This is a genomic window from Bradyrhizobium sp. SK17 (assembly GCF_002831585.1).
Classification (GTDB): Bacteria; Pseudomonadota; Alphaproteobacteria; order Rhizobiales; family Xanthobacteraceae; genus Bradyrhizobium.
The window spans coordinates 3,318,834-3,338,311 of the sequence record NZ_CP025113.1 but is presented as its reverse complement, the minus strand read 5'-3'; the positions used below and the strand labels follow the sequence as shown (position 1 = coordinate 3,338,311).

14 protein-coding genes and 1 tRNA gene are annotated in these 19,478 nt (G+C 63.4%); 6 read left to right on the top strand and 9 right to left on the bottom strand.

All coding sequences use genetic code 11. The features are described from left to right. The 6 genes from CWS35_RS15570 to CWS35_RS15545 form a co-directional block, all read right to left on the bottom strand. Positions 1–297 (bottom strand): DUF736 domain-containing protein, encoded by a 297-nt coding sequence (locus tag CWS35_RS15570; protein ID WP_043854942.1) that lies wholly within the window; start codon positions 295–297, stop codon positions 1–3. 478 nt (positions 298–775) lie between these two features. Further along, positions 776–1,252, bottom strand: a complete 477-nt coding sequence (locus CWS35_RS15565) for a hypothetical protein (protein WP_063928869.1) — start codon at positions 1,250–1,252, stop codon at positions 776–778. Continuing rightward, positions 1,221–3,107: an integrase gene (locus tag CWS35_RS15560; protein WP_043854944.1), complete on the bottom strand. Its 1,887-nt coding sequence runs from the start codon at positions 3,105–3,107 to the stop codon at positions 1,221–1,223. Before CWS35_RS15560 ends, CWS35_RS15565 begins: the two co-directional genes overlap by 32 nt. Before the next feature lie 2 nt (positions 3,108–3,109). Beyond that, positions 3,110–4,990 carry a site-specific integrase gene (locus CWS35_RS15555; protein WP_157817097.1) on the bottom strand — a complete coding sequence of 627 codons (1,881 nt, stop codon included), beginning with the start codon at positions 4,988–4,990 and terminating at the stop codon, positions 3,110–3,112. Then, positions 4,923–6,083, bottom strand: a complete 1,161-nt coding sequence (locus CWS35_RS15550) for a tyrosine-type recombinase/integrase (protein WP_043854945.1) — start codon at positions 6,081–6,083, stop codon at positions 4,923–4,925. The genes CWS35_RS15555 and CWS35_RS15550 overlap by 68 nt, the downstream gene beginning before the upstream one ends. A gap of 1,088 nt (positions 6,084–7,171) precedes the next feature. Then, a complete protein-coding gene (locus CWS35_RS15545) occupies positions 7,172–9,175 on the bottom strand; it encodes a ParB/RepB/Spo0J family partition protein (RefSeq protein ID WP_100952402.1) in 2,004 nt (667 codons plus the stop codon). Positions 9,176–10,389: 1,214 nt separating this feature from the next. Here CWS35_RS15545 and CWS35_RS15540 point away from each other — a divergent pair. Further along, positions 10,390–11,694, top strand: coding sequence for a hypothetical protein (locus CWS35_RS15540; RefSeq protein ID WP_157817150.1), 1,305 nt, complete (start codon positions 10,390–10,392; stop codon positions 11,692–11,694). 18 nt (positions 11,695–11,712) lie between these two features. Here CWS35_RS15540 and CWS35_RS15535 read toward each other — a convergent pair. Further along, positions 11,713–11,787, bottom strand: a tRNA-Gln gene (locus CWS35_RS15535). Between the two features lie 220 nt (positions 11,788–12,007). Here CWS35_RS15535 and CWS35_RS15530 point away from each other — a divergent pair. The 4 genes from CWS35_RS15530 to CWS35_RS15515 all read left to right on the top strand — a co-directional run bounded on the left by CWS35_RS15530 (position 12,008) and on the right by CWS35_RS15515 (position 16,867). Next, the gene (locus tag CWS35_RS15530; protein WP_100952400.1) at positions 12,008–13,786 is read left to right on the top strand and encodes an acyl-CoA dehydrogenase; all 1,779 of its coding nucleotides are present in this window, start codon (positions 12,008–12,010) and stop codon (positions 13,784–13,786) included. Between the two features lie 445 nt (positions 13,787–14,231). Next, the gene (locus tag CWS35_RS15525) at positions 14,232–15,635 is read left to right on the top strand and encodes a TadE/TadG family type IV pilus assembly protein (RefSeq protein WP_100956391.1); all 1,404 of its coding nucleotides are present in this window, start codon (positions 14,232–14,234) and stop codon (positions 15,633–15,635) included. 9 nt (positions 15,636–15,644) lie between these two features. After that, entirely contained in the window at positions 15,645–16,202 is a 558-nt protein-coding gene (locus CWS35_RS15520) for a TadE/TadG family type IV pilus assembly protein (protein ID WP_024580672.1), read from the top strand. A gap of 11 nt (positions 16,203–16,213) precedes the next feature. Beyond that, positions 16,214–16,867 carry a TadE/TadG family type IV pilus assembly protein gene (locus tag CWS35_RS15515; protein WP_024580671.1) on the top strand — a complete coding sequence of 218 codons (654 nt, stop codon included), beginning with the start codon at positions 16,214–16,216 and terminating at the stop codon, positions 16,865–16,867. A gap of 88 nt (positions 16,868–16,955) precedes the next feature. Here CWS35_RS15515 and CWS35_RS15510 read toward each other — a convergent pair whose 3' ends face one another. Together CWS35_RS15510 and CWS35_RS15505 are read right to left on the bottom strand one after the other, a co-directional pair. Further along, the gene (locus CWS35_RS15510) at positions 16,956–17,657 is read right to left on the bottom strand and encodes a VOC family protein (RefSeq protein ID WP_100952399.1); all 702 of its coding nucleotides are present in this window, start codon (positions 17,655–17,657) and stop codon (positions 16,956–16,958) included. Positions 17,658–17,738: 81 nt separating this feature from the next. Further along, a complete protein-coding gene (locus CWS35_RS15505) occupies positions 17,739–18,407 on the bottom strand; it encodes a hypothetical protein (RefSeq protein WP_024580669.1) in 669 nt (222 codons plus the stop codon). Between the two features lie 182 nt (positions 18,408–18,589). Here CWS35_RS15505 and CWS35_RS15500 point away from each other — a divergent pair, with 182 nt between their 5' ends. Next, positions 18,590–19,477, top strand: a complete 888-nt coding sequence (locus tag CWS35_RS15500) for a LysR substrate-binding domain-containing protein (protein WP_100952398.1) — start codon at positions 18,590–18,592, stop codon at positions 19,475–19,477. Position 19,478 lies beyond the last annotated feature (1 nt).

Sequence of the window (19,478 nt, the reverse complement as noted above, 5' to 3'; positions counted from 1 at the left end):
TCAGCGCGACCAGATGAGAGCGAAGCCGTCTTCGTTCTCCACGAGGCTTGCGTAGATCGGAGCGGGGAAGCTCGGATCGTCGAGCTTGAGGGAGTGATACTCCCGGCCCGTCTCCTTGGCGACCTTCTTCCAGGCAGCCCCGATCTCGATGTTGCCGACGAGCGCGCGGAGGTCGGGCGACTTCTCGCTGTCCTTCTCGGCGACGACCAGGCGAGCCTTGACGCTGAGGTTGAGGGTCTTGATGACTCCGGCGAACGAACCGTCTTCGTTGCGGGTGAACGTACCGATCTGAGCCATAGGTCTTCTCCTTTGCTGTATCAGGTCGCGACCATCGCGGCCTTGATGGCGATCGGAAAACACCGGGCGACCGGCCCGCACCCGAAGGGCTGAAACGCAGTGGAAGGCGGCGCAGGGACGAGCTTCTTGCCTCGCGAGGAAGCCGCGCGGAGGCGTTAGCCGAGCACGGCGGGGAAGAAGGTCGTCATCGCGCTGTTGCGGGAACGAGGGCGGGCTGCGCAGCAGCCGAACGCGGTGTGAGATACGCCAGCAAGAAAGGCCGCAATGGACGCACTTCTGGACAGCCCTGCGAAGGAGAGACTCTGGCTTACGGCATAGAAACACCAACGACCACGGTCTGACGGACTATCGAGACACTTCCTGCGCATTGGCCACCCTCGTCATCCGAGAAGCTGCGAGGACGACATGATCCAGCTTCGTCCGGCAACGAGCTATCGGTGCATCGTGCGGCAAGAAGGCTGGGCGGGAAACGACATCATCATCGACCCTCTCCGTGCTCACCGACCGACGATCGTAGCAACTGGGGGCGACGACGGTGATCAAGCTCCTTCGTTAACTGCGCGATGCGGTGCTCGGCCCTGTCGGCACGGCGTTCCGCTTCGGTCGCGCGCCGCAGGAGTCCGGCATTCTCGGTCGCGAGCTGGCGAAGCTGACCCTGCATAATATCGACGGCGATGCGTTGTTCGGCGGCCTTCTCGGCGACGGCGGCGATCCGATCAGGAGCCCGCCGCTGCTGACGGACGCGGATCAGCTCGTCGAGGATATCGCGGTGATTGGCGTAGATGGCATTACGTCCAACGCGCGCCTCCCTCGCGAGAGCTGCGACGGTCAATTGCCGTTCGATCATCGGAGACCCCACGGAGCTGCGGGCCAGGCGGTCGAGGGCAGCGCGCAGCTTCTCGGCTGTCGCTTGCACGCGCCGATCAAGTGGGTTTGCGGCCGTCATCTTCGGCATGGGCTCCTCCTGTAGCGGAAAGATCGGAAAGGACACGCTCGCACTCGGCAATGCGCGTTCTGGCGAGAGCGATGCTCGATGCATCGAGTCGATCGTCGGCGACCAAAGCGATGTTGCGATCAAGGCGCGCTTGCCAGACCGGGCGGTGCCGCTCAGTGACTGCGAAGTTAGCGCAGCTCATGCAGGTGCTCTCGGTGCGCCACAGCGGGTTCGGACCGCGTTCGTCCCCCATGCAAGCGGCGGACTCGACGCGATAGACACAATACCCCCAGTCGCAGACGCCGAGCCGCATGCCGCTCTCCTCGATGAGGAAATCGACATAGCCGGCGAGTTCGCCGTCGCGGGTCCGGCCGCGGAAGCGCGACCGCGACGACAGCATGCGCCCCGCCTTGCCGCCAAGACGCGACGCGGTGAGCAACTCCTCGAGCGCAGATCGCGTCTCGTCGAGTGTTTGCGCATCGACGAGTTCGCCGAGATCAAAATCTGTTCCGACATAGGCGCTGTCGGTCATAATGCGGGTCACATGCCCGAAATGATGCTGCAAGGCATGAAGGCCGGTGCGGTCGCGCTTGCCGACGAAGCGGGCAAAGGTCTTACGGCCTTGGTGCGTGGTCAGACGCCAAGGCGTTCCATCGTCGTTGAGCGGCATGTCGATGAAAGCCGCAAATCTCTCGTTCAGACGGATAACGAGAGAACTGCCCGTTGGGACCTCCGGCACGCGGCGATCGATGATGCCGTTCCCGGCGATGGAGAGCCACAGGTCCAACCGGCCGCTCTGAGCGCGCAAGGGTTCTGAGAGACGGCGCAAGACGTCGACGGCACGCAGAACGGGCGGCGGCGCTGGCCAGAGGTGCGGCACGCCGGCATCGTTGCCGGCGGTCTTGAATATCCGGCCGCGGAGATAAGCAAAGGCTTCCGTCTTATCTGCGGACGGATGCTCCTCGACGCAGTGAGCATTGAGCGTCAGAATCTCCGAGGCTCTTGCGCCGACCAGATAGGCAATGGTGACGAAGCAAGCTTCCTGGATGCGATTGATCAGCCCGCGCAGGTGCCTCGTTCGCGTCAACGGCGGATGCCAGGGCACGTTCTCGCCCTCGATCGTGGAAAACCGAAATGAAGACACGAGTGCCCGGACGGCCTGCCGGTGAACGAAGAAGGAGCGACTTTGATCATCCATGCGAAACGGCACGGCCTGGTCGCGTAGTGCGATCACGTCATCGGCCGGCTGTCCGATGAGTCGGATCGCGGCCGAGACGAGCGGCACGGCGATGGCATCGGGCGTGAATGGCAGGCGCTGCACGGTATGGCGGCTGAATCCGGAATGAGCGCCTACGCGGTCTTCGTCGAACGGGTGCTCTGGTGGTGGGCATGCGAGCTTGCGCCGTTGCTGGTAGAGGGCGAGCAAAAGGTTGGCGTAGTCGTGACGGGTCCCAGGTCTGATCAGCGCGCCATTGTGTCTTCGTCGCCCGGCAATGTCGTGCATGAACCGGGCGGCGGCATCGCGATCGAGGTCGCCGAAGCTGCGCATTGCTTGGCCAGCCATCCATCGGATCAGGATGCGGAGCTTGACGGCCGCGGCAACAAGGGTTCTCGCGCGGGCGTGCCGCCTGCCTGGCGGCGGATCGAGGCGAAGCGACCACAAAAAGATGCGCGCATCTTCCAGCCAGCGGCCCCAACATGGGTCTGTGAAGCGGCTGCCGTCTGGCAGTTCGAAATCCCAATCGATCTGGAGCTGCGATCTCCGCAGGTCGGATCGCAGGCCATCGAGATGCCATTGCGGGTCCGACCATAGCGACTCTGCCGAAACCTTCTGCGGCGGATCAACGTCATGCGTGGGATCAGCTTGGAGCAGCATGATTACTCCAGCTCCGGCAGGGCGGGCATGTCGTTGGCAAGCGCACGCGCGGCCTCATGCATCGCAGCCGGGAAATCCGGAAGGATGTCCTGGGTGAGAATCCGCCACGACGGCGCGTAGAGGAGATTCCACCGTTGGGGGTCGAGCCGGTTGCGGGCTTGTTCGAACCGATCGATGGCGGCGAGGATACGCGCCAGATGTTCAGGGTCGATCGGGATCACGAGACCGGGACACGCAAGGCATCCGCCAAAATGCGGGCACAGGCGCTCGGCGCCATCTCGACCAGGAATGACCGGCGCGAGACAATCATGGGCGAAGGAAGCGGTGCCACGACGTTGGCCAAGCCGCAACGGCGCGCCTATAGGCTTGTCCCCGCGCACCCATGCGATCATCAGGTCTTGCAAGCGAGCGATCGTCTGGCGCTGTAAGCGTGTCGTCTCCTCGCTCTTGAGATACGTCTCGGTCGTCGCGGCGTTGGCGTGATTGAGGATCGATTGGGCCACGAGAATATCGCCGCCGGAGGCGCGATAGTGTTCGGTTGCGACAGTGCCGCGAAACAAAGCGGGCGCAAAGCCGGCGATCCGGGAACGCGTGCTGTCGGGATGTGCCGCGTTCCACTCATCGATGCGATGGTTGGCGCGCTTCGTGAATCGGAGGATAGCGCGCCTGAGGACGGAATGCTCGACCACCTCCGTGCGGCTACGAAGCGAATGGCGGGTGGACTCGGTATAGATGCTGCGCGTCAGAAATAGCCGATCCTGCTGCATGGGCGAAGCATCTGCAACAAGCGGTTCAGTCAGGGCCAGCATCATCGCGATCAGGTTCGGCGCGGCGTATCGTCGACGCCGATCGAACGAGCGGCGCTGCGCCTTCTGGAGACGCGCATTGGTCTTGGCCTTGTTCCAGTCGATGATCACGCGATGCTCGTCGAGCGGATGCGGGATGAGACAGTCGCGACGGATATGACGCAGCGGATCGGGATTGGCGGCGGTCTGGATGGCGATCGCCAGAAAGAACGGAACGAGCGTATCGGTAGTGATGTGAAAATACTGCGTGATGGTGCGATAGCCGCCCCAAGACTTGACGAGCGTGGCGGACTTGATCCCGTGTTCTTCGAGAACAGCCCTGTCGGGCATGCGACCGTCCTCGATGCGGCTGATCCGCCAAATCCATCGATCGAGCCCCTGACCGCGCAGTATCTTGGGCGGAAGCTCGGTGCGCCGGATGACATCCTGCCCATGTTGAAACCGGGCCCAGACCTCGTCGATCTCCTCGTAGCAGGCGCTGAGGATCGCCTTGATCTGATCGGACGGCAGCCGCCGGCGCGGTTGCTGATGCATTCGCCTGCCGGGAAAGGGATTCCAGGGAATCTCAAGATCGCGTGCGAGCGTTCCAGGTCGATTGCGCTGGCACCATGCGAGGAGCGGCCGAAATGTATTGAAGGCCGTGGCATGCGCACCGCGCGGCGCGCGGGAGGTCGACTGCGCCTTGAGCCAGAGCACGTAGCGGCCGAGCGCGGCGGTATCGACATCAGCCGCCGTCTTAATCGTCTCATCGTCGACAACGTAGCGGGCAAAGCGGAGGATCGCTGCCCAGGTCGTTCGGCGGGTCGTGGGCCTTTGGCCGACGCCATGCTCTCGGAAAGCCTGGACCATGAGCCCGCGCAGGTCGGCAGGCAGGCCGGAAAGCTGCTCGGGGTCGAACCGTTGGATTGGCCGACCTCCGGCATCGGTGAATATGACCTTATCGGTGATGAGGTCAGTTGCCGCATTGTCCGGCGCCGCAACCGTGATGCGCCGATTGATCGACTTCCTTTTACGCGCGGCCATGAGGCACCAACTCGCCGTAAAGATAGGCCAGGCTCTCGGCGAGCGTGTCGGCATGAAGTTCGACGCAGCGCAGATAGATTGCCGTTGACTGAATCGAGGCGTGTCCGAGCAGGACCTGCACAATCTTCAGCGGATTGAGATCTGGTGTTGTCGCCGCCTGCTTCTGCAGGCGCACGAGCATGGTCATCGCAAATGTATGGCGCAACCAATGGCCCGATCCTGTCAGCCCTGCCGCCTGAAAGGCCGTGCTGAACGCAGCGGAGAACCTCGCTCTCGACACGGGATCGCCGTTGCTGTTGAGGAACAGCGCTGATGACGGCCGATAACCGGGGCGGGTTCTGCGTCGGAGCTTCACCAGCGCCGCACGCTGTTCTCCTGCATACCAGTGGGTTCGGTCGATCAGCCGCAGCGGCGGATAGACGGTGCGCGGCCGGTCGCCCTTGGTCACGGTCAGCGGCATTCCGACGAGTGGGTCCACGTCGATGTCCACGTGAGCAACATCCGGCACCTGATGGAGCTGCAAGCCGCATAGTTCCTTGCGGCGCATGCCCGTGGCCAAAGCCCATTCGGCGATCAGGTCATAGGGCGACGAAAGATGCTGAAAAAGCGATTGGAGTTGATCGACGCGCAGCGGTCGCGGCAGACGTTCAACCTCCGAAACCGTCAGAGTGTTCGCCATCACGGTCGCAGGCCGATGATGCAAATGCGCCAGCATGCCCTGACGACGCACTGAGCGGAGCGACACCTCAACGTAGTCGAAGGGCAATGCTTCGATCAGACCGCGTCGATGCGCCCATGTATAAAAGCGGCAGACCGTCCGGATACGATCGTTCACGGTGGACCGGGCATAAGGTCGCCCGGTATGAGGGCTCGGCGTTGCCAGCATCCGATTCCGGTAGCCGGCGATCGTTCCCTCATCGGCGAGGCGCCAGTCCAGCTCGCTCTGCTCCAGGCTGTCGAACCAGTCATGCAGGTGCTCGCTATACGTCCTCAGCGTCTCCATCGCATGCGAGCGGCCGGGAATGGTGGCGAGTTCGATCAGGTAGCCGAAGGCAGGTTCGACAATCGACATCTGCGCGTCGAGCAAGATGGGGAAGCCTGCCGGAATCCCTTCAACACCGGGCACTGCCCGTACAATCGAAACCATCCTGCTCTCCGGTGACGAAGCACCCGGAGGTGCAAGAGGACATCGACATCGCCCAAGTGCTTACCGTGTCGATGAAACTGACAGATGACAGCACGCGAATAAAAGATACACGGAGCGCCTTCGGCGCGAGTCTTCCTTGAGATGCGAGGGGTTCCCCTCGCGCTCTCCCGTTCGCCACGTGGCAGAGGTGCAGGACTTCGCCTGCACCCCTTCAAATAGCTTGTCGTGTCGCCGCCGCGTCAAGCGTTGTCCTCGCTACGCTGCGGGAACGCTTGACTCGGACGTCTGCGTGCCAGGCTCTCAGGCAATGCCGCTAAAGGACACTTCTCAGCACATGACCTAAGCCGTTGTCCGAAGCGGTGAAGGTGCCGATGGTAGCCATGGTAATCTTCCTCTGTTGCTCGGGCCGCGACCATCGCAGCCTCGATGGCTGTCCGTGGCCCGGGGAGCGATCGGCCCGCAGCCCTTGGGCCCGGAGCGCCAGCGGAGGACGGCGAAAGCCTGCTTTTTTGACTTCGCGCGAGGAATGCCGCGCTTGGCGGCAGGGGAAAAAAGCAGGCGCGAGCCGTTGCGGGAAGGCGATCGAGGCCCTTGCCGTCCCTCGGGCCTGATCAGCCCATTCGAGGGTGCGTTGGACGCGAGCCAATGAGCGAACTGACGGGATTGCCATGGCTGCCAGCGCCCTCGCAGCATCGCAGAACGGCGGGATTGATCGAAAGAAAGTCAGCGCCTGCGCATCAATCGCGAGCACGGTGCGCAAGGCAAAGCGCGGCGAACTGGCTGCATGTTCGGGCAAGGGAAACGACGGCGCCGCTAGAATTATCCGCCCGCCTGCGCTCTCGATACGCGAGGTCCGGACATGATCAGGACCGTGAGCCTGACGGCCTCGTCTCTGCAAAAGGGAGGCGGGACGCCGTCAGCTGGGGTGCGGCGGACGACGTAGTTCGGATAGATCATGGCCCGCCCTTGAGGGAGGGCCGGCGCGAGTCTTCGCCGCTTCACTTCCTCTAAACCGGCCGCGCGCCGTCAGGTGCGCGGCCGCAAAATTAGAGTATGCCGGGGCCATCGTTGCGGCCCCGGCTCAGCATTTATTCGGCAGCTTGCGAACGCAGATCATGGTCTTGCGCCATGTCTGGCGCATCGGCCTGATCTTCCGTCCTGGCCGTTCGCAGCAGCGCCGGGAGCCAGCCGGTTGACGCCAGCAACTGCTCGGCGGATGCCGCCATCTCGGCCTTTTTCAAGCCCGACAGGCGTTCGGCGGCCTCCGCGCTGACGCCCTCGCGGACGGCCTCAAGGATGACCGCCTTGGTGACACGGCCGAGATAACTGCCGACCGTCGGCCGCCAATATCCGGTCATGTCGAGGGCTACGGCCCCGGCCAAATGCCCGGCTGCCGCCAGCGCGCGCGGCCTCCGGTCGAACGGCAGTTTGACCGCATTGACGGTCAAGGCCGCGCAATGCGCGAACAGGGACATGCGGCTGTCGTGGTCGAGTTCGACCACAAAATCCCACAGCCGGCCGACGTCCTTGGGCATCTGTCTCGCCCAATTGGCATGGCGATCCGACCACGCTTTGCCGGCCGCACTGTCCTCGATTCCGACCGCATGCACGGCCAAATCGATCTTCACCGGCTGGATGCCGACCACATGCGCGTTGGCCCCGAGATAGAAGATTTGGGCGGCGAGCGCGTGCGTCACCGCAACGATTGCGACGTCCGGCTGCTCACTCAGATTGAGCCGCAGCCCCAAGGTGCGATGCGCAGTGAGGTCGCGAACCAACATGTCGGAGAGCGGCTGCTCCTCGTCACCGGCGCTGTCCTCGTCTTCACCATCGCGAGGGTCCTGATCATCTTCGCCACATTCTCCGTCCGGTGCCTGCGCATCGCCCTCCTGCCCGGTTTCGCCGTGGGGCTGCTCGTCTTCGGGGCGGATAAATCCGCGTTCGACCCGGACACTACCGTCATGATTGAGGACCACGAATGCGCCGCCGCGCGCGATGTCGTCGGGATCGTAGGCCTGCCGTTTGGCGTCCAGCCGGTCGATTTCGGTCTCCAGTTCGCCGAACCGCGCATCCACCTCGTCAGGCAGCTCCTCGGCCGCTTGATGCTGCTCGGTCAGCCGGTCGAACTCGCTCTGGACCGCCTCAAGGGCGGCCTGATCCTCCGCCGAAAGCTCGACCGGATGCGGGTAAGTCCGCCGCATGCCATGGGCGTGCGGGAAGTCGACATGGGGCTCCGCCCACTTCCATCCCTCGGCCGCCCTTAAAGTATCAGCCTCGCGGCCGAGCCTTGCCGTCACCAGGAGATCGAGCAACGAGACGTCCTCCAGATAGCCGCCGCGATCCTCGGTGAAGAGGTCCCGCAGGATCGTGCCGCCCGCTTCCGTATAGGCCTCGAGCCCGACAAGACGCGCCCGGCGATCTGTTGCGGCAACATGAGTTTCGGTGAGCAGACGACGGATCGTGCTGGGATCGCAGTCGCAGGCGAAACGCTCATGGACCGCCTCCTGCCGAGCCTGATCGTCGGTGATGGCAAAGGCCATCACCTGCTCCAGCGTCAGATCGCCATCGCGATACAGCTGGATCAAGCGTGGGGACACCGCGCCCAGCCGGAGGCGCTGCCGCACCACTTGCGCCGTCACGCCAAAGCGCGCGGCGATCTCCTCCGCGCCAAAGCCGCGCTCGTCCGCGAGCTTCCTGAACGCCTCGAACTGGTCGGCTGGATGCATGTTTTCCCGGGTGACATTCTCGTCCAGGCTGATCTCGTGCGGATCGTTGGCGGTATCGACGACGCAGCGGATTGGCTCGGACTTTTTGATTTCCTTGCGCTTCACCCGCAGCAGCTGGGCCAGCCGCCTGCCCTCGCCAATCGTCACACAGAAGAACCCAGTGGCCGCCCCCTCGCCATCCACCTCCGGTTCAATCACCAGGTTCTGCAGGATGCCCTTGGCGGCGATGCTCGCCGCCAAGGCCTCGATCGCCGCGTCGCTGTGCGGCGTCTTGCGGGCATTCTTGGGCGACTTCTTGAGCTTGCTGAGCGGAACGCGAACCTCGGTTCCGCTCGGTATTCCAAATGATTTGTCCGACATGATCATTCTTCCTCTTGCTTCCATGGGTGCAAGGCGCACCACGCGCCTGCGCCCCTGCCCGTCGGCGAGACCGGGGGTAGCAAGTGCCAGGGCGACCCGGGCGGAGGGGGATCACCCGCCCGATGAGGGCCGCTTCGCGAGAAGCGGGTCTGCACAAGCGTGTGCCAAGCCTTTGGTAGTCCGCAGCGTGAGAACAGCGCGGAAGACCGGGGAGACCACCCGGGGCGGCGCCGGCGCAAGCCGCCGCTTTACCCTGGCGCGCGCGAGGGGCAGCGCCCCTTCCCCACTGTCTTTCGAGCAGAGAGACGCGAAGCGTCCACCATCGCACCAGAGGTGCGGTGATCGGGATGATTGCGGTGGTGATCCTCTCAAGCGTGCGAATGCTTGCGCAACAAAGAGGAAGTGCAATCAAGCCAGGCGTGAGCAAATCAAGGAGCAGCCGACGAGAGGGCAGTGATAGCGACGCGGGCATGCAATGACCGCGGGCACCGAGGCGACTGCGGTCGCAAGACCGGTCAACAAGGCACCCGAGCGCGGGACAGTGATAACGGCGCCGGCATGCAATGACGGCGGGGCACGCGGACGAGTGCCTCCGGCGAGCGACACATTATACTCTTCTCTATACGTGAAAGATCGAAGCCGATTGGCCGAGACGCCGCGGCTCGGTTCACCAGAGCCCGGTGCGGCAGCTGCGGCACGCGCCGATACGAGGAGGCCGCAAGCGGTGACGTAACACGAATATGATCAGCTTGACCTAACAGCGACTAATCATACCAAGGCAACGCAAGCGCGTCTGACCTGAGCTGAAGATGCAGCAACTTTGCTGTGCTTGCAATTGAGCAACTCCGGTGCGCCGTGTTTGATTGCGATCAACAGCGCAGCCGTAGATCACGCATCGATGAACTCATCTGTGCGCATCCAACCGTCATCACGCCCGTCGCGGCTCACGATCTTCTTCAGATGAGATCAACGTTCTTGGTTTCAGCGATGCAACGCTCTGCCATCATTCCAGCTGGTTCCTGGCCACGTCGTATGCCAGCTGCAATCGCAGCAGGATATTGCGGCGAGACGACAGTCGAAGCGTTTCTCAAACGAGTCGGCATCGAGTATCCTCAACCACGGATCAAGCAGGGAAGACGCCAGCTGTGGTTGAGAGACGATCTGGACCGGGCGATAGCTCCGGACCTCGTGCCCGGCGACCTCGCCGCGGATTTGTGAGCGTGAAACTGCCTCGTCACGTCATCCCGAAGGTGCTGGCGAGCGGTCGGACCGCATTCTATTACAATGTCCCAACCCGCTATCGGAAAATGGGATGCGTGGTGCCGAATGAGCCTTTGGGCACCGATTATGCCAAGGCTTGCGGCGAAGGTGGCCGGGCCGAAACGTTGAACGGCCTGTTCGATGAATGGATGGATGCCCGCAAGGGGCTCCCGGTCGCGAGCGAAGCTGCGCCGCGGATTGGTACGATCGACTGGCTCTTCAGGGAGTATCGACAGAGCCGAGCATACCTGGAGAAGGTCAAGCCGCGCTCGCGCCGAAACTACGAATGGAACATGCGTGAGATCTGCGACACGCTGACCAAGCGCGGCGATCGTGTCGGCGGCCGGCCAATCAAGTCAGTGACGCCACTCGGCGCCGACAAGCTGTATGACACGTTCGTCAACGGTGGGAAGGGCAACCGGCTCAGGACCGCCGAAAAGCTGGTCGTGCTCTGCCGAAAGGCATGGCGCGTTGTTCACCGCCTGCACCCCGTCGAGTTTCCACAGGACATTCCTAATCCATGGCTGGGTGTCACCATGGCGACCCGGGTCAAATTGGTGAAGCACGCAGTGACGCGCGAGCAGGTCTATGCGTTCGCCCACGGATGCGTCGAGCGCGGCGAGCCCGAATGTGCCGCAGCGGCGGTCATCTGTTTCGAGTGGCTTCAGCGTCCGGAAAACGTCATCGCCGGCCATATCAAATGGGCCGGATACCGGACCGGACCTAAGCCGACCATCCGGATCGAACACCACAAGACCGGTGCCGTGATCGATCATCCCCTGGAAGAGCGCCAGGCGACCGGCGAGGTCATCAAATTCTATGAGGAGGCTGAGGCGGTCCTGGCAAAGCTGACGCGCCGTGGTGTCCCGATGATCCTGCGGGAGATTATACCTCGGCACCGTCGTGCCGCGGAGGGCCAAAAGCCTGTCTTCAGGCCCTACTCGTTCTCGGGCATGCAAAAGATCGTTCAGCGAATGAGAAAGGATATCGGCCTGCCCAAGGAGTTCACCCTGGATGCCTGCCGGCACGGCGGGATGACCGAACTGGAGGAGGCGGAACTAACCGAGGGACAGGGCCGCGCCCTATCCGCGCACCGCACCAGGGAAAGCTATGCCGGCTATGCCAAGCGGACCGAAGCCCGCATGCTGTCGGCGACTCGGAAGCGGCATGCGCACTTGCTTGCGAACCAAGCAGCAACAGACGTTCAGAATGCGACCGGCGGCGACGTTCAGAACACAGACCAAGAACCATCAAAAATCGCGTGATAAATCAACGCGTTAGAATGGCTGGGGCGGGAGGGATCGAACCTCCGAATGGCGGAATCAAAATCCGCTGCCTTACCGCTTGGCTACGCCCCAATGCGCCGGTCGAAGGCCACGCCGGTCTATAGGGTGCAACAAGCCATTTCAACAGGGCGGCGATCGAAAACGCGCGAAAGCCACGGGATGATGCCGGCACCCTTACTATATGACGACGTTGCGATGGCCGAAACTGACCGTGGGATGTCCGCTCGGACAGTTGAGAGCCCGGTGGTTTCATGGGAAGACAATTTACAAACGCCTCGTCGGGAGTAACGCCATGACCTACCGCGCACCCATCAACGATATCCTGCTGTCCCTCAATCATGGCGCGGGGCTTACTGCCGCAGTGGAGGCAGGCCATTACGGCGATTTCGATGGCGATATTACCGCGGCCGTCCTGGAAGAGGCCGGCAAGTTCGCCTCCGACGTGCTGGCGCCGCTGAACAAGGTCGGCGACGAGCACGGCATCAAGCTGGACAATGGCAAGGTAACCACCGCGCCGGGCTGGCCCGATGCCTATCAGCGCTGGGCCGCCGCCGGATGGAACGCGGTGTCGGGGCCGGAAGCGTTCGGCGGCCAGGGCTTGCCGCTTGCGGTCAACGCCGCCTGCACCGAGATCTGGAGCGCATCGAACGTCGCCTTCGGCCTCTGCCCCCTGTTGACGCTGTCGGCGATCGAGGCGCTCGACGCCCATGGCAGCGAAGAGCTGAAGGCGATCTATCTCGAGAAGATGGTGACCGGCGAATGGACCGGCACGATGCAGCTGACCGAGCCGAATGCCGGCTCCGACGTCGGCGCGCTGCGCACCCGCGCCGAACGGGTCCCCGACGGCACCTATCGCATCAAGGGCACCAAGATCTTCATCACCTACGGCGAGCACGATATGACCGACAACATCGTGCACTTCGTGCTCGCACGACTGCCCGATGCGCCGTCGGGCACCAAGGGAATCTCGCTGTTCCTGGTGCCGAAATTCCTGGTCAATGCCGACGGTTCGCTCGGCGAGCGCAACGACATCCATGCGAGCGGCGTCGAGCACAAGCTCGGCATGCACGCCTCCCCGACCTGCACCATGACGATGGGCGACAAGGGCGGCGCGATCGGCTTCCTGATCGGCCGGGAAAACGAAGGCATGCGCTGCATGTTCACGATGATGAACCAGGCCCGCCTCGGCGTCGGCCTCGAGGGCGTCGGCATTGCCGACCGTGCCTACCAGCAGGCGCTGGCCTACGCGCAGGAGCGACGGCAGGGCAAGGCGATCGGCCACAAGGGCGACGGCATGGATCCGATCATCGTGCATCCCGACGTCAAGCGCATGCTGATGCAGATGCGCAGCATGACGGCCGCGGCGCGGACGATCTGCTACGCCACCGCGGTCGCGCTCGATGTCTCGGTGCGGGCCAAGGACGCCGCGGTGCGTGCCGATGCCGCCGCGCGCGGCGCGCTGCTGACCCCGATCGCAAAGGCATTCTCCACCGATGTCGGCAACGAGGTCGCTTATCTCGGCGTGCAGATCCACGGCGGCATGGGCTTCATCGAGGAGACCGGCGCGGCGCAGCATTACCGCGACGCCCGCATCACCTCGATCTACGAGGGCACCAACGGCATCCAGTCGATCGACCTCGTCACCCGCAAGCTCGGCGCCAATGGCGGCGCCTCGGTGTGGGCGCTGCTCGGCGAGCTCGATGCGACCATCAAGCAGGTCGAGACCTCCAACGATCCGGCGTTCGGCACCACGGGCGCCAAGCTGCGCGACGCGCATGCGGCGCTCGAGCGCACCAGCAAATGGCTGCTCGAGCGGCTTGCCTCCGCGCCGAACGATGCCCTCGCTGGTGCCACGCCCTATCTACGGCTGTTCGCCGCGACGCTCGGCGGCAGCATGCTCGCCGGCGAAGCACTGGCTGCGAAGGCCAACGGCGAGGCGGAGCCGCAACGCTACGTCGCTCTCGCCCGCTTCTTCGCCGAGAACATCTCGGTGCAGGCGCCGTCGCTGGAGAAGACGGTGACCGAGAGCGCCGAGGCCGTGACCGGCGCGGATGCGGTGCTGGCCGGGTAAGGCACCTTCGGCCGTCGTTGCTGTATCGGTAGCTCGTCCGTTTGGCGCACAGCTTGCGCCTCACTCACCGCTGCCGTCCCGGCGACGGCCGGACCAGTGCGCTCGACCGGCACGGTGAACGGGACTCGCCGTTTGCCGGTTTGCTTCGAGGAAACCAATAAGTTGCAAGATCAAATCTGGCAATCTGTTGGTGTTACGGGTCTCCAGCAACGATTAGCAACAAATCCGGCGACAAAACCGGCTTTGTAAGCCTCATGTAAGCGATCGTAAGTTTCGTGTAAGCCGGTTGCAGTTTTTCTCGAAGCACCCGTTATTCCACCAACCGTGCGTAAGCATTGCTTAACGGCTTGATCTCCAAAAACGTCCGGAAGCGCCAAATACCGCCCAACGTCGCACGACGTGTGCGGCAAATCGCTTTGTTGAACCGGTGATCAAGATGAAGTTCATGATGCGCGGCTGGGTCAAACGCTTCGTCAGAGATCGCAGGGCCAATGTGGCCGTCATCTTTGCGCTCGCCACCATACCGTCGATCTACCTGTTGGGCATGGCGACCGACTACACGCAGGCACTGCGCAAGAAGAACCAGCTGGATGCCGCGGCGGACGCGGCGGCAATTGCGGCGGTCAGACCGGCGATGCTGCTGCAAACGGATGCCGCGGCGCAGTCGGCCGCCACCGCTGTGTTCGCGTCGACAGCGAACAATGTTCCTGGCTTGACCGGGGCCCCGTCACCGACCATCACCATCGTCGACTCCGGGCTTCAGCGCACCGTGACGGTTTCGTACAGCGCGCGATCGATCAACAATTTCGGCAACGTGCTCGGCAGCACGGCCTGGCCGATCAACGGCACCTCGACGGCGCGGGCGGCAAGCGCGCCCAACATGAACTTCTACCTGGTGCTCGACGATTCGCCCTCGATGGCGATCGGAGCGACCCAGACCGACATCAACAATCTGATATCCTACACCTCCAGCCAGCCATCCGCCTCGAAGAGCTGCGGCTTCGCCTGCCATGAAACGCATCCCAACCTCGACAGCGGCGCCAACTCCTCGAGCGTCGACAACCTGACCGTTGCGCGCAACAAGGGCGTCACCTTGCGGATCGACCTGGTGATCAATGCCGTCAATCAGCTGCTCGTTTCATGGTCGAACTGCCCACAGGCGGGCGTTTCGGGCGGTGTCATGCAATGCATGTCGGCCCTGAACAACACCAGTTACAAGGCGGGCCTCTACACCTTCGATTACAACTTCAATACGCTGCAATCGCCGACCAGCCCGTCAACCGCGGGCAGCGCCATCTCGAACATCCAGCTCATGACGGTCGACCATCAGAACTGCGTCATCTCCGGCAGCTGCACCACCGACTACGGCACCGACATCGAGAACGCGCTCACCAGCGTCAACAACATCATGCCCAACCCGGGCCTTGGCAGCAATCAGACGGGCGACACGCCGCAGGAGGTCGTATTCCTCGTGACCGACGGCGTCGACGACAAGATCATCTCGTTGAGCTCGTCTTGTAACGCCAACGCGACATTGCAGTCGGTGGGTTCGAACTTCCGATGCCAGCAACCGGTCGACCCGACGGTCTGCACGACGATCAAGAACCGCGGCATTCGAATTGCGATTCTCTACACCGAGTATCTCCAGCTCCCGACCGACAGCTGGTACACGAGCCATATCGCCCAGTTCAACAACCCATCCTCCTCGACCGGCCAGATCGCGCAGAACCTGCAATCATGCGCTTCGCCCGGCCTGTTCTCCGACGTTCAAACCGGCGGCGACATCTCTGCGGCGTTGACGGCCTTGTTCATCAAGGTCGCCTCGAGCACCGCCAGCCTCACGCAGTAAGAGCGCGCCGTGGTCCAAGCGAACATCCGCTCAGCAGAACGCCATCGAAACCGGCCTGCCGGTTTCGCGAGGGATTGCCGCGGCGCCACCGCGGTCGAGTTCGCGCTGATTGCTCCGCCCTTCATCGCCCTGTTGATCGCGATCGTGCAGACGTTTCTGGTGTTCTTTGCGCAAGAAATGCTCGAAGCGGTGGTGCAGCAATCGAGCCGCCAGATCCTGACCGGGCAGACGCAATCGCAGCAGGCGACGCAGGCCGCCTTTCACCAGACCGTCTGCAATCAGGTCTCGGCCCTGTTCACTTGCAGCAAGATCATGGTCGACGTGCAGGTCGCCACCAGCTGGTCCACGGCCAATACGTCCGCTCCGTCTCTGACCTACGACAGCCAGGGCAACGTCAATAACGTCTGGCAATTCAACCCGGGCAACGCCGGAGATATCGTCGTGGTCCGGGTGGTCTATTTGTGGCCGGTCGTCCTCGGTCCTCTCGGCTTCAATCTTTCGAACCAGCCGAACAATACTCGATTGATTCTCGCTACAGCCGCTTTCCAGAACGAGCCGTCCTCGTAGGAGGTGATTCCGTGACCAGCCTGTCATTTCGAGTGCGGACGTTCTGGAAGGACAGCGAAGCCCTGGCCGCGATCGAGTTCGCCATGGTGCTGCCGTTCATGTTGCTGCTGTATGTCGGCGGAATCGAGCTGGCCAACGGCATGGCCATCAACGTCAAGGTCACCGCGGCCGCGCATTCCGTCGCCGACATGGTCTCGCAGAATACCCAGGTGAGCACGACCCAGTTGCAGACCATCCTCGGCGCGTCGACCGCGATCCTTGCGCCCTACCCGACGACCAGCGGCGGCACCTCGCTCACCACCGTGACCGTTTCCGAAGTGTCCACCGACAGCAACGGCAATGCCACCGTGCAGTGGAGCCAATCGTACAACGGAGCGAACTTCGGAACGGGCCGGCCGGTCGGTCAACGGATTACGCTACCCACCTCGCTCTCCGGATCACAGAACTACAACGTCTCCTTCATCCTGGGCGAAGTCGCCTACGGCTATACGCCCAATCTCGGCTTCACGATCAGCGGCACCCTGACGCTCAGCGACAGTTATTACCTGTTTCCTCGGTGTTCGACGAACAGCCCTGCCAACGCGAACTTTCCGTATTTCGACGTCAAGCTGACGACCTCGACAAACTGCACCTGCATCCAGCATCTGCAACAGAAGATCTGTTAGCCGGCTCATCCGCGACGAGCGCGCGTCGACAGCAGCGGTCGTGCAGCGGCCCCGGGGCGTCGCAAACTTCGCGCCGCACACCCCCCTCTCAAGCGCCGGGATGACCGGACAGGCTGCCGACGACCGATGCGCGGCGCGACAGTTCGATCCAGTTGCCGTCGGGATCGAGGACCATGGAGATCCGCGCGACCTCGCCGAGCGTAACCGGCGCGAGACCCTCGCGCACGCCTCTGGCGCGCAACGCATCATGCACGGCGTCGATATCGGCGACCTGCAACGTGATGTAGCGCCAGCCGCGCGCCTGCCGGACCGGATCGATTGTCGCCGCATGATCCTCGGTGAGCAGGAGCAGGCTGCCCCCCAGGCGAAAGGCCGGTCCGCCCGACCATGACTGTCCGGCGAAGCCGAGGATATCGCCGTAGAACCTGCAATGCGCGGCGAGGTCGCGGACGGCCACGGCAACGGCGATCCCCGTGACGCCGTCATGTCCCGGCGGCACCAGGCAAACGCCGTTGCCATCGGGATCGACCATGCGCCTTGGCGCCCCGACGCCATCGCGCGCAATCAAAAGCTCGCGGTAGCCGCTCGGCGCCGCATCCGGCAGCGGCTCGACATGATGGTTGAGCTTGATCACCGAACCATGCGCGTCGTGCCGGTACTGCTTCTGGCCGCGGCGGATCGGCTGCACGTGATCGAAGCGAATGCCGGCGTCCTGCTGCCAGAACCGCAGCATCGGTTCGAGATTGTTGGTGGAGAGGCCGATGTCGATGACGTTCTTTGCCAGTTGCATCCGCCTGCCGCCCCAATACCGAGTGTCCGCGATGGACCGAGCCAGCTATGCAGGGATCACGTCATTGCGCAAGCACCACGGTCACTTCCTGAGCAGCGGGATCTGCAGATTGGTCGGCCGGTTCTGCTCGGTGTCGAAGCCGCGACCGTCGACATTGCGGGCGCCCCAGAACAGGAGATCGCCCCTGAGATAGACCAGGTCGTATTCCATGAAGTTGGCGCCCTCCTTCAGCGCGAAGGGGGCGAACGACTTGCCGAAGATGCTCTGCGGCGCGTCCACCGTCCACGGCGCGTAACCTGCGGAGGCGACCTTGTTGAGGACGTCGGCGAAACCCTGCGCCAGAGGCGTGACCTCATAGGCCTCGTCGGCGACGAAATCGACCTTCTGCGCGCCAGGTGCGATCGGATGCGCGCCTTGCCACTGCATGTGCCCGACGATCCTGATCCGCGCCAACGGCACCTTGCCGTAGGGATCAGCCGAGTTGACGACCACCAGTTCGAAGCGATCGGAGGGTTGATAGATAAAGCTGCGCTTGAGATAGAACGGCTTGATCGAGCCATCCGGGTTCTTGCTCGGCCGAATCTCGGGCGCGATGCTCTCCCAGTTGCCAGCAAGGGCCTGCTTGATGGTGGCGACGTCGGTATCCATGGCGCTCATCCCTGGTTGATCGCCGGAAGATTGCGCGGCAGCGCCACCCGCCCCGGTCAGCGCCAGCAGCGACGACAGCAACACGGCAAGACCGCTCCGCATGCGACAGCTCCGGCTCGGCGATGCGGGCCCTCTGCCTGCAAGGCAGACCCACACCAGCATTGCGCTTCGCTATAGACAGTACTGGCCGGCTTGAAAAAGACTTTGTAAGCTGGCCCCATGCCTGCGAGATATGGCAGGCGCATCGACAGCTGCGGTCAGCATAGTGTGATTGGGAGACGGTGATGGAGCTCCGGCATCTCCGCTACTTCGTTGCCGTGGCCGATGCGGGCAGCCTGACCGTTGCTGCCGAGCAGAAGCTCCACACCTCGCAGCCGTCGCTCAGCCGGCAGATCCGCGATCTCGAGGAGGAAGTCGGTGTTCAACTGCTGAACCGCGGCGCGCAAGGCATCGCGCTGACCGCGGCCGGCAAGGCGTTTCTCGACCATGCCCGCATGGCGCTGTTGCAGGCGGAGGCCGCCAAGGAGGCGGCGCTACGCGCGGCGCAGCCGCCGAAGCCTGTGTTCTCGCTCGGCTTCCTGTCGGGCGCCGAAATCGATCTGCTGCCCGAGGTGAACCGCATTCTGCGCGACGGATTTCCCGGCATCGACATCCGCCTGTCGAGCGACTACTCGCCCTCGCTTGCCAAGGCGCTGATGCGGCGCAAGCTCGATGCCGCCTTCATGCGGATGGACGAGACCATGGAGGACATCGCCTGCAAGCGCGTCCGCACCGACCCGTTGGTGTTCGTGCTGCCGCGCGACCATCGCCTCGCGGCGCAGGCCACAGTGGCGCCGGAGGACGTCGTCAACGAGACCTTCTATCTGCCGTCCAGATCCGCGCCGGCGGTGCGCCGCGCCGTGCTGGCGTATTTCGACCGCGCCGGCGTCGATCTCCGGCCGGAGCACGAAGTGCACAATGTCGTGCACGCGATCTCGATGATCACCTCGACGCATGCGGTGATGCTGCTGCCGGCCTACACCGCGCGCTATCTGCCCGACAGCATCACCACCCGCCCGGTGCGGGGCGAGGCGCCAATGCTCGATCTCGTGATCGCCTACCACAAGGCCAACAAGTCGCCGATCCTGAAGCTGCTGCTGTCGCGGGTCGGCCGGCTGGGAGTGCCTGCCTGAC